This is a genomic window from Neisseria cinerea (genome assembly GCF_900475315.1).
GTDB classification, from domain to species: Bacteria; Pseudomonadota; Gammaproteobacteria; order Burkholderiales; family Neisseriaceae; genus Neisseria; species Neisseria cinerea.
Map to the genome: position 1 here is coordinate 1,703,140 of NZ_LS483369.1, position 16,912 is coordinate 1,720,051.

7 protein-coding genes are annotated in these 16,912 nt (G+C 44.6%); 6 read left to right on the forward strand and 1 reads right to left on the reverse strand.

What is annotated here, in order from left to right:
- Positions 1–17: 17 nt before the first annotated feature.
- The 6 genes from DQM57_RS08870 to oxyR all read left to right on the forward strand — a co-directional run bounded on the left by DQM57_RS08870 (position 18) and on the right by oxyR (position 4,294).
- Complete coding sequence (locus DQM57_RS08870) at positions 18–1,004, forward strand: DNA-directed RNA polymerase subunit alpha (protein ID WP_039854078.1); 987 nt, start codon at positions 18–20, stop codon at positions 1,002–1,004.
- A gap of 23 nt (positions 1,005–1,027) precedes the next feature.
- Complete coding sequence (gene rplQ, locus DQM57_RS08875; RefSeq protein WP_081450749.1) at positions 1,028–1,396, forward strand: 50S ribosomal protein L17; 369 nt, start codon at positions 1,028–1,030, stop codon at positions 1,394–1,396.
- Between the two features lie 161 nt (positions 1,397–1,557).
- On the forward strand, positions 1,558–2,259 hold the full coding sequence (gene minC / locus DQM57_RS08880; RefSeq protein WP_003675919.1) for a septum site-determining protein MinC: 702 nt from the start codon (positions 1,558–1,560) through the stop codon (positions 2,257–2,259).
- Positions 2,260–2,287: 28 nt separating this feature from the next.
- Entirely contained in the window at positions 2,288–3,103 is an 816-nt protein-coding gene (gene minD / locus DQM57_RS08885) for a septum site-determining protein MinD (RefSeq protein ID WP_039854081.1), read from the forward strand.
- Positions 3,104–3,106: 3 nt separating this feature from the next.
- The gene (minE, locus tag DQM57_RS08890; protein ID WP_003675921.1) at positions 3,107–3,370 is read left to right on the forward strand and encodes a cell division topological specificity factor MinE; all 264 of its coding nucleotides are present in this window, start codon (positions 3,107–3,109) and stop codon (positions 3,368–3,370) included.
- Between the two features lie 3 nt (positions 3,371–3,373).
- The gene (gene oxyR / locus DQM57_RS08895; protein WP_003675922.1) at positions 3,374–4,294 is read left to right on the forward strand and encodes a LysR family transcriptional regulator OxyR; all 921 of its coding nucleotides are present in this window, start codon (positions 3,374–3,376) and stop codon (positions 4,292–4,294) included.
- A 329-nt stretch (positions 4,295–4,623) separates the two neighbouring features.
- Here oxyR and DQM57_RS09930 read toward each other — a convergent pair whose 3' ends face one another.
- Positions 4,624–16,377: a YadA-like family protein gene (locus tag DQM57_RS09930; RefSeq protein ID WP_111727535.1), complete on the reverse strand. Its 11,754-nt coding sequence runs from the start codon at positions 16,375–16,377 to the stop codon at positions 4,624–4,626.
- Positions 16,378–16,912: the final 535 nt, after the last annotated feature.

Here is a 16,912-nt window from a genome sequence, read left to right on the forward strand (position 1 = left end):
CAGTGAGGGACAGTTAAATGCAGAATAGCACAACCGAATTTTTGAAGCCTCGTCAAATTGATGTAAATACTTTTTCTGCAACTCATGCAAGAGTATCTATGCAACCATTTGAGCGTGGTTTCGGTCATACTTTAGGTAATGCTTTGCGTCGTATCTTACTGTCATCCATGAATGGTTTTGCTCCTACAGAGGTGGCTATTACCGGTGTTTTGCATGAATATTCTACCCTTGACGGGGTTCAAGAAGATGTTGTTGATATCTTGTTGAATGTTAAGGGTATTGTATTTAAACTCCACGGGCGTAGCCAAGTTCAACTTACGTTGAAGAAGTCAGGTTCTGGTGTGGTATCTGCAGGTGATATTGAATTGCCGCATGATGTAGAAATCCTGAATCCTGACCATATCATTTGTCATTTGGCTGATAATGGTCAAATTGAAATGGAGATTAAAGTAGAGCAAGGTCGTGGTTATCAATCTGTTTCGGGTCGTCAGGTTGTTCGTGATGAGAATCGTCAGATTGGTTCAATCCAGTTGGATGCGAGCTTTTCGCCCATCAGCCGTGTTAGCTTTGAAGTTGAACCTGCACGTGTAGAGCAACGGACAGATCTTGATAAATTGGTTTTAGATATTGAGACTGATGGTTCAATTGATCCTGAGGAAGCTGTGCGCAGTGCGGCACGTATTTTAATTGATCAGATGTCTATTTTTGCTGATTTACAGGGTACACCTGTAGAGGAAGTTGAAGAAAAAGCTCCCCCTATTGACCCTGTTCTCTTGCGTCCTGTAGACGATTTGGAATTGACAGTACGTTCAGCTAATTGTCTGAAAGCTGAAGATATTTATTATATTGGCGATTTGATTCAACGCACTGAAACTGAGCTTCTTAAAACTCCGAATTTAGGGCGAAAATCTTTAAATGAAATTAAAGAAGTATTGGCATCTAAAGGTTTGACACTGGGTTCTAAGTTGGAAGCTTGGCCACCCGTAGGCTTAGAAAAGCCTTAATGAAGAATTAAAGGATAATTAATATGCGTCATCGTAATGGCAATCGCAAATTAAACCGTACAAGTAGCCATCGCGCTGCAATGTTGCGTAATATGGCGAATTCATTGTTGACTCACGAGACTATTGTAACAACTTTGCCTAAAGCAAAGGAATTACGCCGTGTGGTTGAACCATTGATTACATTGGGTAAGAAACCATCTTTGGCTAATCATCGTTTGGCATTTGACCGAACTCGTGATCGTGATGTTGTAGTGAAATTATTTGGTGATTTGGGTCCTCGTTTCTCTACTCGTAATGGTGGTTATGTTCGAGTATTGAAATATGGGTTCCGTAAGGGCGATAATGCCCCATTGGCTTTGGTTGAATTAGTTGATAAACCAGTGGCTGAGTAATTTTAAGCATATAACGCCATCTATTTAGAAATAGATGGCGTTATTTTTACATAATATTTGAAGGTTAATGATTCATTGAGTATTGTGTTTTCAAATATTAATTGAATAGCTAAGGTTTGCGCGGTAAACTTATATCATTAAAAAATTCTATAGTTTTATCTATGATTAATGCCTTCGATATAAAATCGACAAAGATAGATGTATTATCTATTTGTTTGCATACATCAGATTTGCTTGATTTGGAAAATGTTTTAGTCAAATTGGGGAAGAAATTCCAGGAATCTGGTGTCGTTCCTTTTATGTTGGATGTTCAAGAGTTTGATTATCCTGAGTCTTTAGATCTTGCTGCATTGGTTTCACTTTTTTCGAGACATGGTATGCAGATTTTAGGTCTTAAACATCCTGATGAGCGATGGGCTGCCGTGGCAGCGAAGTATCATTTGCTTTTCTGTTCATCTCATCTAGAAAATATTAGAGAACAGGATCAGATTGAGGTGCAAGAAACTGCCGATGAGCTGAAAACGAGGAAAACGGTATTGGTTACAACCTCTGTCCGTACTGGCCAACAGGTTTATGCTGAAGATGGAGATTTAATTGTAACCGGTGCTGTCAGTCAAGGTGCAGAGTTGATTGCAGACGGTAATATACATATTTATGCTCCAATGAGGGGACGGGCCTTAGCTGGTGCAAAAGGTGATACTTCCGCCCGTATATTTATTCATTCTATGCAGGCAGAGTTAGTTTCCATAGCTGGTATTTACCGCAATTTTGAACAAGATTTGCCGGATCATTTGCATAAACAGCCGGTACAGATATTGTTGCAGGATAATCGTTTGGTTATCAGTGCAATTGATTCAGAGTAATTGTTTGATATTTAAAAAAGGAAATATTGTGGCAAAAATTATTGTAGTAACTTCTGGTAAGGGTGGTGTTGGTAAAACGACTACCAGTGCCAGTATTGCAACAGGTTTGGCATTGCGCGGATACAAAACTGCGGTGATTGATTTTGATGTTGGCTTACGTAATCTTGACTTAATTATGGGCTGTGAGCGGCGTGTCGTTTATGACCTCATTAATGTCATTCAAGGTGAGGCGACACTTAATCAGGCATTGATTAAAGATAAAAACTGTGAAAATTTGTTTATTCTGCCTGCTTCCCAAACTCGGGATAAAGATGCTTTGACACGTGAGGGTGTAGAGAAGGTCATGAAAGAGTTGGGTAGTAAGAAAATGGGTTTCGAATATATTATTTGTGATTCTCCTGCCGGTATTGAGCAAGGTGCATTGATGGCATTGTATTTTGCCGATGAAGCCATCGTAACGACCAATCCGGAGGTTTCCAGTGTTCGAGACTCTGACAGAATTTTAGGCATTCTACAAAGTAAATCACGTAAAGCAGAGCAAGGTGGTTCGGTTAAGGAGCATTTGTTGATTACCCGTTATTCGCCTGAACGTGTAGCTAAAGGTGAAATGCTTTCAGTACAGGATATTTGTGACATTTTGCGTATTCCCTTGATTGGTGTGATTCCGGAATCGCAAAACGTTTTGCAGGCCTCTAACTCAGGTGAGCCTGTTATTCATCAAGACAGCGTGGTTGCTTCTGAAGCTTATAAGGACGTAATTGCCCGTCTATTGGGTGAAAATCGTGAAATGCGTTTCTTAGAAGTTGAGAAAAAAGGCTTCTTCAAACGTCTGTTTGGAGGTTAACGTATGTCATTAATTGATCTTTTATTTGGTAGAAAGCAGAAAACGGCAACTGTCGCACGAGATCGTCTTCAAATTATCATTGCCCAAGAGCGTGCTCAAGAAGGTCAGGCTCCCGATTATTTGCCGACTCTGCGTAAAGAATTGATGGAAGTTTTGTCTAAGTATGTGAATGTTTCCTTGGATAATATCCGTATTTCTCAAGAGAAGCAGGATGGTGTGGATGTTCTGGAATTGAACATTACATTACCTGAACAGAAAAAGGTATAGTTCATGACCTTGACCGAATTACGGTACATCGTCGCAGTTGCTCAGGAACGTCACTTCGGTCGCGCTGCACGGCGTTGTTTTGTCAGTCAGCCCACTTTATCCATTGCTATTAAGAAGCTGGAAGAGGAGCTTGCTGTTTCCCTGTTTGACCGGAGTAGTAATGATATTATTACGACGGAGGCGGGGGAACGCATCGTTGCTCAGGCACGTAAAGTGCTTGAGGAGGCGGAGCTTATAAGGCATTTGGCAAATGAAGAGCAGAATGAGCTGGAGGGGGCATTCAAACTTGGATTAATTTTCACAGTTGCTCCCTACCTGTTACCAAAGTTGATTGTTTCTCTGCGTCGTACTGCACCTAAGATGCCTCTGATGTTGGAGGAGAACTATACGCATACGTTGACTGAATCTCTTAAGCGTGGAGATGTTGACGCAATTATCGTAGCAGAGCCGTTTCAGGAACCAGGTATCGTTACCGAACCGTTGTATGACGAACCGTTCTTCGTCATTGTTCCCAAGGGGCATCCGTTTGAAGAGCTTGATGCTGTGTCATCTAAAATGTTGGGAGAAGAACAGGTTTTGTTGCTTACGGAAGGAAATTGTATGCGGGATCAAGTGTTGTCAAGTTGCTCCGAGTTGGCTGCCAAACAACGTATACAGGGCTTGACTAATACATTACAGGGTAGTTCGATTAACACGATTCGCCATATGGTTGCAAGCGGTCTGGCAATCAGTGTATTACCAGCAACTGCACTGACAGAAAATGATCATATGCTTTTCAGTATCATTCCTTTTGAGGGTACTGCACCGAGCCGTCGGGTCGTGTTGGCATACCGTCGTAACTTTGTTCGTCCGAAAGCATTATCTGCAATGAAAACGGCGATTATGCAATCGAGGTTGAGCGGTGTAACGTTCCTTAGAGGGTAATTCAAAAACAATGCCGTCTGAAGATTCAGACGGCATTGTTTTATTCTTTTAGACTGTATTTAATATGCCGTGGATACAACCCTAACAGTTGAATGAAACGCCGTTTATCCAATGGAATAGATTTCCACCTAAATGGGAATCAACTGATTATTTAAACACAGGTTTTTATTTAAATAGGATGTTTTATTTAGCTTTCAGTTTGAGGCAGATAGAGATATCGACTTATTGTTAGTTTGATATATTTGTAGGGATATCATATTTTGCAATCCGCTACAAGCCATATAAAAAACCTCCGTATTGAATACAATACGGAGGTTTTTCAACTTGGTTTACCAGAGGTAGCCGACGCCGACACCACCACCAGTTTTGGCTTTAGTATTGACGTTGACTTGACCTTTAATCAACCATTTTCCATTATCGCTGATACTGGAGTAACCAACAGCCAAAGCACCTTGAGAACCGTAGGTGCCGACTGATGCGGCAACCATAGATTTACCCGGTAGGTAGACCTGAGGCAGGGATGCTGCAGCATTCGAGCCGGCTGCTACACCGTCGATCTTATCTTCAAGATCTTTTGTAACGCCTTTGAGCTGACTTACATTCACAGCATCACCATCTTTTATACCCGGAGCAACATTAGATATACGGACGGGTGCCTGATTACCCTTGCTGCCAAGCCTCAGCGATCCATCTTCATCAGCACTTAAAGTCGGAGCATGTTGCGAGGTTCCGAGAGACAGGCTGTTGAAATTCACATCGTTGGCTGTAGCGTAAGTGACTTTGCCATTTTTGTCTTGGGTAACAGTCAGATTTTTACCAGCCACCATTTCAACGGCTTTGCCCGGGTTGATGATTTCATCATTGCCGGATTCTTTCTTACCGTCGGCAGTTGCAGAAGTTTTCAGCGTAAAGCCGGATGCGTTAATCATATCCGCAACGTTTTGGGCAGTTGCCACTTTGTTCAACGGAGCTGCCGCATCTTGGGCTGCTTTAAGTGCATCTTGGGCAGCTTTTTTCGCTTCCGGAGTTGCCGCTGCATCTTTTGCCAACTCATCAACCGCTTTTTGCGCGTCAGCTACCGCTTTAAGCAAATCTGCAGGTTTTTTGTCGGCAGGAACCGGACCTACAACTTTACCCGTAGCTTTACCGTCTTTGGTTTCCGCAGTAATTTCACCCGCATCCACATCAAACTTCACGGTGCTGGTCAGGTTGTCGGCTGTTTCAACAACTGCTTTTGTGCCTTTGCCGTTGATGAAGTTCACGGTATCGTACGGTTTCACAAAGTCGCGGGCTTCTCCGTTGTTTTGCAGGTTCCAACCCGCATTCAACACGTCGGAAACGGTTGCCGCATTGTTACCGGCTTTATTGGCGATATCCGCAGCTTCTTTGGCTGTAATCGGCGCAGACTTGTTGTCTTTACCGGCAATCGGATTGCCCGCAACATCTTTGGCATTCTTATCTGCGTCATTTACAGACGGCAGATTAGATTTCACATTACCCAATGTTGTTGGTGCGCCAATGACATTCGGTGCCGCCGCTGGATTAACCATGTTAGTTGTTAAATCTGCAGGCTTCACTTCTGTTGCAGTCGGATTGCCTTTATCGTCAACGGTAAAGTATTTGTCGCCCACTTTAGTTACCGGCGTACCGTTCTTATCCGTATATTGGACAGGCAAACCAGTCACATCGACTTTTACCGTCGTTGTGGTTACTTTATTGCCGTCTTTATCAACAGACTCTTTCGTCGCCAACTTAACTTTCGTGTTGTTGCCGTCTGCAAAACGAAGTTCGTCGTCAGGGTTGACTTTCTCATCTTCGTCTTTGAAGTCTGCCGCAGATAGAGCATCTTTCTGCTTACCAACTACAAAGCCTGATTTTTGAATCGCAGCAGCTACCTTATTACCTGTTACGTAACCATCACCCGCATTGGTCGGGGTCGTACCCGTGTCAGGAGTTACCGGGTTTGCATCGGCTTTTGGATTGCCAGTTTTCGGATCAATATCTGCCGTATTGTAATATTGGTCTCCTACTTTGGTTACCGGGGTATCCGTTCCATTGACTTTAGCCGTAAATTGATTCGGTTTGATTACCTCGCCATCTTTAACGCTAATCGTGATTTCACGAACGCCGTCTTTTGTCGTCTCACCTTTGACGGAAATGCCGGTACCGCCTTTGAAGTTCACTTGGTTGGCGTTCTTCACAACATCTTTATAGCCGTTGCCGTCTTTGGTCGATACCACCCAACCCATATTTTGCAGGTCGCCTACGGTTGCAGCAGCGTTTTTATTTACCGGTGCATCTTTGGTACCCACTAAGTCAACCAGGTTAGGACGCGCATCACCCGTTGTTGCCTTACCGTTCGGATTGGTATCCACAGGTTTCACGTTCAGGGTAGAGCCCACACCTGTAATCTGGGTCGGTTTGCCGTCTGAAGAAGAGACATTCAGCGCAGTCGTCGGTTGGTCTTCCGCTTTATTGCCGTTATTCGTTGCAGGTTTGGCTTTCTCAGCCTTCATCGCAACTGGTGCCAGCTTGGTCACTTTACCTTCTTCAATTGGCTGACCTTTAGAATCAGTGTAAGTACCGTCTGCATTTTTGGTTACAGGCTTACCGTCTGCATCGACATAAGTATTGTCACCCACATTTACCGTATTGAATGACACATCATCTTTGGTCGAATAGGTCACTTTACCGTTCGCTTCTTGTTTCACGGTTAAGTTTTTACCTGCAATCATTTCAACCGCTTTGCCCGGGTTGATAACTTCATCACCAGTAGATGTAGCGTCTTTTTCTCCGCCTTCAACTTTAGATGTTTTCAGCGTAAAGCCGGATGCGTTAATCATATCCGCAACGTTTTGGGCAGTTGCCACTTTGTTCAACGGAGCTGCCGCAGCTTGAGCATCTTTCAATGCTTTTTGCGCTTTTGCTTTCTTATCTTCAGTCGCATCCGCAGGCAAATCTTTCACTGCCTGTTCGGCTTTCTTCAGATCATCTGCAAGTTTCTTCGCGTTCTCTGCTGTCGTTGGACCATTTACCGAACCATTTGTATTGCTGGTAATTTCACCCGCATCCACATCAAACTTCACGGTGCTGCTGGCCGCATCGTCTGCAGTTTCCACTACAGCGACGGTACCTTTGCCGTTGATGAAGTTCACAGTATCGTACGGTTTCACAAAGTCACGGGCTTCGCCGTTATTTTGCAGGTTCCAACCCGCATTCAACACGTCAGAAACCGTTGCCGCATTGTTACCGGCGTTATTGACGATATCTGCAGCTTCTTTAGCTGTAATCGGCGCAGACTTGTTGTCTTTACCGGCTTTAGGCGTTGTGCTGTTCGGGTCAAATGCCTGTTTGTTGGTATCGTTCACCGTCGGCAGGTTGCTGCCGATGTTTGCCAACTGCATAGGTTTGTTTGTTTTGTTGTCGCCATTGTTCATGGAGGCAATCACGTCACCGTTCGGTACTTCTTGGGCATTGTCTTTCGGTTTACCGTTTTCAACGTCATCGGCTTTATAGAATTTATCGCCGACTTTAACCAGCTTGTCACCGTCCTTATTGGTATAAACCACCGGAGTTTGTGCCGCTTCAACGGTTTTTTGTGCATCCACGTTCACGGTAATGGTGCGGATACCGTCTTTATCGGTTTCACCCGTAACGGTAGCCAAACCTGTGCCTTTGAAGTCCACTTGGTTAGCGTTCTTCACAACATCGGTATAGCCGTTGCCGTCTTTGGTTGATACAACCCAACCCATATTTTGTAGATCGCCTACGGTTGCAGCAGCGTTTTTATTTACCGGTGCATCTTTGGTACCCACTAAGTCAACCAGGTTAGGACGCGCATCACCCGTTGTTGCCTTACCGTTCGGATTGGTATCCACAGGTTTCACGTTCAGGGTAGAGCCCACACCTGTAATCTGGGTCGGTTTGCCGTCTGAAGAAGAGACATTCAGCGCAGTCGTCGGTTGGTCTTCCGCTTTATTGCCGTTATTCGTTGCAGGTTTGGCTTTCTCAGCCTTCATCGCAACTGGTGCCAGCTTGGTCACTTTACCTTCTTCAATTGGCTGACCTTTAGAATCAGTGTAAGTACCGTCTGCATTTTTGGTTACAGGCTTACCGTCTGCATCGACATAAGTATTGTCACCCACATTTACCGTATTGAATGACACATCATCTTTGGTCGAATAGGTCACTTTACCGTTCGCTTCTTGTTTCACGGTTAAGTTTTTACCTGCAATCATTTCAACCGCTTTGCCCGGGTTGATAACTTCATCACCAGTAGATGTAGCGTCTTTTTCTCCGCCTTCAACTTTAGATGTTTTCAGCGTAAAGCCGGATGCGTTAATCATATCCGCAACGTTTTGGGCAGTTGCCACTTTGTTCAACGGAGCTGCCGCAGCTTGAGCATCTTTCAATGCTTTTTGCGCTTTTGCTTTCTTATCTTCAGTCGCATCCGCAGGCAAATCTTTCACTGCCTGTTCGGCTTTCTTCAGATCATCTGCAAGTTTCTTCGCGTTCTCTGCTGTCGTTGGACCATTTACCGAACCATTTGTATTGCTGGTAATTTCACCCGCATCCACATCAAACTTCACGGTGCTGCTGGCCGCATCGTCTGCAGTTTCCACTACAGCGACGGTACCTTTGCCGTTGATGAAGTTCACAGTATCGTACGGTTTCACAAAGTCACGGGCTTCGCCGTTATTTTGCAGGTTCCAACCCGCATTCAACACGTCAGAAACCGTTGCCGCATTGTTACCGGCGTTATTGACGATATCTGCAGCTTCTTTAGCTGTAATCGGCGCAGACTTGTTGTCTTTACCGGCTTTAGGCGTTGTGCTGTTCGGGTCAAATGCCTGTTTGTTGGTATCGTTCACCGTCGGCAGGTTGCTGCCGATGTTTGCCAACTGCATAGGTTTGTTTGTTTTGTTGTCGCCATTGTTCATGGAGGCAATCACGTCACCGTTCGGTACTTCTTGGGCATTGTCTTTCGGTTTACCGTTTTCAACGTCATCGGCTTTATAGAATTTATCGCCGACTTTAACCAGCTTGTCACCGTCCTTATTGGTATAAACCACCGGAGTTTGTGCCGCTTCAACGGTTTTTTGTGCATCCACGTTCACGGTAATGGTGCGGATACCGTCTTTATCGGTTTCACCCGTAACGGTAGCCAAACCTGTGCCTTTGAAGTCCACTTGGTTAGCGTTCTTCACAACATCGGTATAGCCGTTGCCGTCTTTGGTTGATACAACCCAACCCATATTTTGTAGATCGCCTACGGTTGCAGCAGCGTTTTTATTCACCGGTGCATCTTTGGTACCTACCAAATTAACCAAAGACACATTCGGTTTGTTGGTATTGTCTTTACCTTGTGGTGCAGTAGCGATATCTTGAGTATTCAAGGTTGAACCCACGCCTGTCAATTGCGTTGGTTTCGCGTTGTCACCTTCGCCAGATGTAAAGTTCAATGCTGTTGTTGGTTGATCAGCACCGTTGTTTGTTGCAGGTTTAGCCGCTTCAGTCTTCATATTAACTGGCGCTTTACCATCTTTAGCATCACCTAATTTAACTGTGTTGAACGCCACATCGTCTTTGGTTGCATAGGTCACTTTACCGTTCGCTTCTTGTTTCACGGTTAAGTTTTTACCTGCAATCATTTCAACGGCTTTGCCCGGATTGATGACTTCATCGTCACCTGAAACTTTCTCACCACCATCCACGTTAGAAGTTTTCAGCGTAAAGCCGGATGCGTTAATCATATCCGCAACGTTTTGGGCGGTTGCCACTTTGTTCAACGGAGCTGCCGCATCTTGGGCATTTTTCAATGCTTTTTGCGCTTCTGCTTTCTTATCTTCAGTCGCATCCGCAGGCAAATCTTTCACTGCCTGTTCGGCTTTCTTCAGATCATCTGCCAGTTTCTTAGCTTCATCCGCAGTAACAGGGCCTTTTACCGCACCAGGTTTGGTTTCATCTGCAGTAATTTCGCCCGCATCCACATCAAACTTCACGGTGCTGGTCAGGTTGTCTGCTGTTTCAACAACTGCTGTTGTGCCTTTGCCGTTTACAAAGTTTACGGTGTCGAAAGGTTTCACAAAATCAACCGCTTGTCCGTTACCTTGCAAGTTCCAACCCGCATTCAACACGTCGGAAACGGTTGCCGCATTGTTACCAGCAAATTTATCGCTCTTCGGATTCAACAACTCAGCTGCTTCAGCTGCCGTCATCGGCGCAGACTTGTTGTTTTTGTCAGCTTTTGGCGTTGTGCTGTTCGGGTCAAATGCCTGTTTGTTGGTATCGTTCACCGTCGGCAAGTTGCTACCGATGTTTGACAAGTGCATAGGGTTGTTTGCAGTGTTGTTGTCGCCATTGTTCATGGAGGCAATCACGTCACCGTTCGGTACTTCTGGTGCACCATCTTTCGGTTTGCCGTTTACAACATCACCGGCTTTATAGAATTTATCGCCAACTTTAACCAGCTTGTCACCGTCCTTATTGGTATAAACCACAGGAGTTTGTGCTGCCTCAACGGTAATGGTGCGAACGCCATCGGTGCCAGTTTCGCCTGTCACTGTAATGCCATTTTTACCCACAAAGTCTACTTGGTTTGCATTCTTCACAACATCAGTGTAACCATTGCCGTCTTTCGTTGATACCACCCAACCCATATTTTGTAGATCGCCTACTGTTGCAGCCGCATTTTTGTTTACAGGTGCTTCAGTTGTACCGACTAAATCCACTAAGTTTGGACGAGCAGCTTCCTCTGTTGGTGTACCATTTGGATTCGTACCCACAGGTTTCACGTTCAGAGTAGAACCCACACCTGTAATCTGGGTCGGTTTGCCGTCTGAAGAGACGTTCAACGCCGTTATCGGTGTTTTGTCTGTTCCGTTGTTGCTTGCAGGTTTGGCGGCTTCGGTCGTGAAGTTAACCGGTGCTTTACCGTTTTGGGTATCACCCACTTTCACAGAAGTGAATTCAACGTTGTCTTTGGTTGAATAGGTCACTTTACCGTTAGCTTCTTGTTTCACGGTTAAGTTTTTACCTGCCACCATTTCAACGGCTTTGCCCGGGTTGATGACTTCATCGTCGCCGGATTCTTTCTTACCGTCGGCGGTTGCAGAAGTCTTCAGCGTAAAGCCGGAGTTGTTGATCATATCCGCAACATTTTTAGCCGTAGCAACGCCTTTGTCATCTACTGCCTTATTTAATGCGGTTTCAGCATCTTTAACTTTATTCTTAGCCGCTTCTTTCTGCTCAGGTGTCGCGTCTTTAGGCAATGCAGCTAAAGCATCTTTTGCATCTTTTAATGCTTTTTGAAGCTCAGGATTAGTTGACGGCGCAATAACAGAACCGTCTTTGCTTGAAACCAGCTCGGCTGTTTTAACATCAGGCACTTCTACATCAACAGTAATAGTGCGCACGCCGTTCTCGGTTTTACCCGATACTTTGGCTGCGTTTTTACCGACGAATTTCACTTCGTCCGCATTCTTAACTTGTTCGGAGTAAGCACCATTTCCATCTGTTGTTTTATCAGAAGATACAACCCAACCCATATTACGTAAATCGCCTACAGTAGCTGCTGTAGTATCAGGAACAGTTGGATTTCCTGCAGTTGGTTTGCTTAAGTCTACAAGACCTGCTTTTGGCGTTCCTTCTGCATAATTCGTCAAACCAGATGTAACATTTTTAACTGTTTTTCCACCATTATCTAAGCCATCTTTTGTCAAAGATACTGGTTTTTCTGATGCATTTTTTGGAGTGATTTTTATGCCATCACTGTTGATTACAGTTTTGTCACCAGCTTGGTTTTTAAATTCAGCACTTGTTAGACCAGTTAATTCTTTTTGTAAAGAATAGATAAAGTTTTTACCATCTTGTTTAACGGCTAAATTATCACCAGCTTTGAAAGTTACTGTATTACCTGCTTTGATCAACTCTGTAGCAGCACCAGACACAGTGCCAGAGCCATCTTTATCTGCTGTCGCTTTCCAACCCATTTCTGTTAAGGTATTCACTAATTGATCAGCAGTAACCAATTTGCCATTTGTCGTATCCGCTGTTGGCACGCCATCAGCTCCTGTTGTAAGGGTCGCTGTTTTTGGTTTTAATGTAATCGTATCATCAGCTGCTGTTACCTCTAATAAGTTACCATCGCTAGATTTAACAGTGAACGTAATGCCATTTTCTTTATTTAACTCTTGTTTTTTAGTTTCTGTAGCGGTCTTATCACCTGTTTGGCCTTTTAATTGAATTGTATTATTCGCCAGTTTATGGAATTGACTACCGTTAATAGCATCTTTGGAATCTGCAGAAATATCTCCATCTTTTACATTCGTAACTTTTACTGGATCTGTACCATTAGGACCAGATACTTTCAGATCTCCCGCATCGGATTTACTCAATTTAGGACCTTGATCTCCACCTACTTGTACGGTATTGAATATCACATTTTCTTTCGTAGCAAACGTGAATTTACCCGCCTCTTGGGTAATCTTGATATTTTTATCCGCTTCGAAGGTTACCGTATCGCCTGCTTTAACTGGCTGTACTGTCTTACCGATATTTTCGCCGTTTGCCGTTGCGGCAGAAGTTGCATTCCAAGCAGCTGCTTTAATTGCCTCTGCCACGTTGCCTACTGTAGCGATTTTGTCTTTATCGGCATCGGCTACGGTTGGTACAGATGAGGCAGTGATGTTGCCGGTATTAACTTTTAAACCCTTGTCATCGGTTGTAAGGGTGTTGTCGGCAGCTTTTACTTTAACGCCTTCATTTGTTACTTCTAAAGACTTATCTGCTGCTTTTACCTTGATTTTATTGTCGTTGGTTTTTTCCAAACCATCGCCAAGGTTTGCACTGTATTTGATTGTGCTGGTTTTGCCGTCTGTATTTGTAGTAACAGATACACTTGTGCCGTCTCCGTCAACAAAATTAACGGTGTCATAAGCGGTAACAAAATCTTTTGCCGTACCTTTTTCTTGCAAGTTCCAGCCTGCATTCAACACATCGCCCACGGTTGCAGCGTTGTTTTTAATAGTGTCTGCATTAGCCGGTTTGTCTGCTTTAGTTGTCGGCGCAGTTGTATTTGCTTTTGCACCGTCAAGATTGCCGGCTACATTGGTAATCGGATTACCGCCGTTGTCTAAGCCGTTTTCAGTCAATGAAACGGGTTTCTTACCTGTAGAGGTTTCCGGAGTAATGGTTACGCCTGCATTAGTCAGCTTGGTTGTCGGCGCATTTGCATCTGTGCCTTTAAACTCTGCACTGGTCAGGTTGGTTAATACAGGATTCAGGCTGTAGGCAAAATCGGCTTTTCTGATTTTCTTTTTAACTGTTTTGGTTTTATCAAAATCATCCGGAACATCAATTTCGCCTTCAGTTTCATCACGGTCTAATTTCAAGTTGTTGCCGACTTGGAATTGGACTTTGTCTTCCGAACGGATAGAAGTCTCATAATCGGCTTTTGTAGAGGCGGTATTCGCTTTTTTAGATGTGAATTCGCCTGAAGATCCCGTTACCACATTACCGCTTGTGTTAAAACCTGCTGCAATTTTTTTAGTGATGGAGTTCAACTGGGAGCCGTTGATTGCATCGGTAGAGTCTTCTGCCACGCGACCGGCTGCCACGTTTTTCAATTGACGTTCTGCACCTGAGCTACCGAAGGATACGACGTCGCCTTCAGCGGTATTGGTACCGCCCGCCCATTTAAATGTGTAAGCAATCTTGTCTTTGTCGTTATCGGAAACAATATTGCCGTCGCTGTCGTAGTTCACGCTTAATTGGCGTGTACCCACCAACTCAGTTGTGGAGCCTGTACCGATTGCTACCGCATTTTGTTTAGTCGCATGTGCCCCGGTACCTAATGCCAGAGAACCGATAGCATCAGCCCGTGCACTCGCACCGATGGCCGTTGCCAAATTTCCTTTTGATAATGCATGAACACCCAAAGAAGTTGAAGCATGGCCGTTTTTATTTTTCGCATCAGCAAAGTCAAGGGTGGATACATCCATATTGAGGCCTGTTAGTTCTTTATATGCCTGAGCGATGGTTCCTTGAGTCGTTCTTGTTTCAGCAAAAGTATAATTACGGGTAACGTCTTTACCGTTAATTTTCTCGGTTACGCTTTTAGCGGTTATGCCACCCGTTGCTTCTTCAAACTCTGTTCTTTGACCAGCAGCCGATGAAATATTCGAGCCGCCAATCATAATAGAGGAATCGCCTTGTGCATTGGTACCCAAGCCCATGGCAATTGCACCTTCATTACCTGACGCTTTTGCTCCTTGACCAACTGCGATATCAGCTTCTTTCGTTGCTTGTGCCAACTGACCGACAGCAACAGAAGAGGTTGTCGCCTTAGAACTATCGCCGACAGCTACCGCAGATTTATCAGCATTTGCCTGATAACCTGCAGCCACCGCACTTTCTTGTGCACGGGCAGCCGTACCGGCAGCTACGGCGTAATTGCCCTGAGCTTCCGCGCCCATACCGATGGCGACTGCAGCCTCTGCATTCGCTACTACTGATGCACCGGAACCAATGGCTGTCGCACCAAAAGCACCTTTTCGAACGATGGCGTTTGTACCAATCGCCACGCCCAACGGGGTGGTAGAGTGGGCCTGCATACCGATTACGGTAGAACCATCTTGACCATAGCTGGCACGATAGGCTCTATCTAATTCTGCGCCTACAAGCTCCTTATATTTAGCGGTAATCGTAATAGGCTGACCATTTTTTCCTGTGCCAGGCGTTGTCTCAGCATTAAAATCATTTACGCCTTTGGCATCTCCGCTATTAGGATTCGCGGCTTTAAAATATTTCTTTCCGTCATAGGCTTGAATATCATTACCACCGATAACGATAGAACCTTGACCTGCTACGGATTGCGCACCAATGGCTACCGATTGGTCACCCATAGCACGGGTGTTACGGCCTAGTGCGGTACCTTCATTAATATCTACATTTTGGAAAGAGAAGAATCCTTCTGAATTAGCCTTTCCTGAGTTTTGAAAATAATTTAATGTACTTGTAGTGCCGCCAAAGGCTTTGACCAATACCTTATCGTTATCATCCGCATCCGTACCAACGCCAAGAGGTTTTCCATCAGTATCCACAGAGCGATACCCTACACCCGCGCCGGCACCGAGTGCGACTGAATTGTTAACGGCAGTATTATTTTTATTAAGTCCTGTATAGGCATTCGTACCAATAGCCACGCTACCGTCATCACCCCGTAGCCCTGTACTTTTATCATCTTGTACGAAGCCATTTCTATTACTACCCGCAGTTGCCTTTTGACCGATAGCAATACTACGTCCGCCACCTTCATCGCGGCTTTTTGCGTCCTTACCAAGAATGATATCCCCATTTTTTTTGGCAGTTGCTGAGTTACCGATTGCTATTGTATCGTCTCCAGTTGCAGCTGCTGTCGAGCCTAATGCTATGACTCCTAATTTTTCTGCTTTCGCTAAATTACCTATAGCAATTGTATTTGTAGCAGTAGCTCTAGCCCCATATCCTAAAGCTGTAGCTCCTTCTTGATTAGCAAAAGCTGTTCCGCCGACCGCTGTGGTGTATTTATTCGTTGAGGTTGTATTGCTCCCTAAGGCAACGCTAGATTCATTTGATGCATTTGCATTATTACCGATAGCAACAGTCTCTTTGCCTGTTGCTTTACCTTGATATCCGATTGCTACTGATTTCTCACCGGTCGCTTTAGATGTAACACCGATTGCCTCTGACAAATTCCCTGATGCTTGCGCGTCAATTCCTACTGCAATTGCACTATCCCCTGTGGCTTGTGCTTTTCTACCTAGCGCTACTGCATTATTTCCTGAAGCATTTGACGATGCCCCCCAAGCGACACTGGTATTTTGACCTTCCCCCGCTGTATTGCCTGCTGAGGCAGCATAGACCGAATGGCTGCTTAATAGCGACAATGCGATGGCTGAGTATTTGATTACTTTTCCCGAAAAACCGTCAGCACTTTTTTGTTTATTGGATGAGCTTTGTTTTTTGTGCGCTTTGGTTAACTCGGATACCGCCACCCAAGATTGGGTTGCCTGGCTCCAAATCACGCGGAATACTTTATTCATAATATAACCCTTTAAAATGTGTTTAAGATAGTCAATCCGCTATTCCGAATCGATAGGGGCGGCAGGCGTACCTTTTGGGTACTGAGCGGCTGTATGCGGTTTTTGCATATTCGCCCTTGCTCATACGGTTTGTAAGCTTGGGACAAACCATGTGCTGTGTTTTCGGAAAAAAACGGGAAAAAGTCAACTCTACATTATAACAAAGAGCCGACGGTGTTTTAGAAATTGATGTAATATTGCCTTATTTTACAATGGAGTCTTAGCTCTAGTGTTGTGTGGCGGGGAGTGGGTATGTTGTCTGCCGGTGGAGGTTTCAGACGGCATCGGTTTGGGTGGGCGGGTAGATTTGGCTCGGTTGATATTTAATATCTTGTTTTGTAATGTTTTGTTTTGTACCGCTTGGCTGAGGTTGAAGCGGAGAGGGCATTCGGAGGAGTGGGGTCGAGGCCGGGTTCGGCATACGGGCTGTATATTGTAAGGTTTCTTTGTGTTGCAATTGTGCAAATGTTTTATCTGAAAAAAAGCCCTTCGGAAA

Bases quoted from the DNA above. Each gene is read 5' to 3' on its own strand.
- minE (WP_003675921.1), top strand. From the start codon at position 3,107: ATGTCATTAATTGATCTTTTATTTGGTAGAAAGCAGAAAACGGCAACT.
- DQM57_RS09930 (WP_111727535.1), bottom strand. From the start codon at position 16,377: ATGAATAAAGTATTCCGCGTGATTTGGAGCCAGGCAACCCAATCTTGG.
- oxyR (WP_003675922.1), top strand. From the start codon at position 3,374: ATGACCTTGACCGAATTACGGTACATCGTCGCAGTTGCTCAGGAACGT.
- rplQ (WP_081450749.1), top strand. From the start codon at position 1,028: ATGCGTCATCGTAATGGCAATCGCAAATTAAACCGTACAAGTAGCCAT.
- DQM57_RS08870 (WP_039854078.1), top strand. From the start codon at position 18: ATGCAGAATAGCACAACCGAATTTTTGAAGCCTCGTCAAATTGATGTA.
- minC (WP_003675919.1), top strand. From the start codon at position 1,558: ATGATTAATGCCTTCGATATAAAATCGACAAAGATAGATGTATTATCT.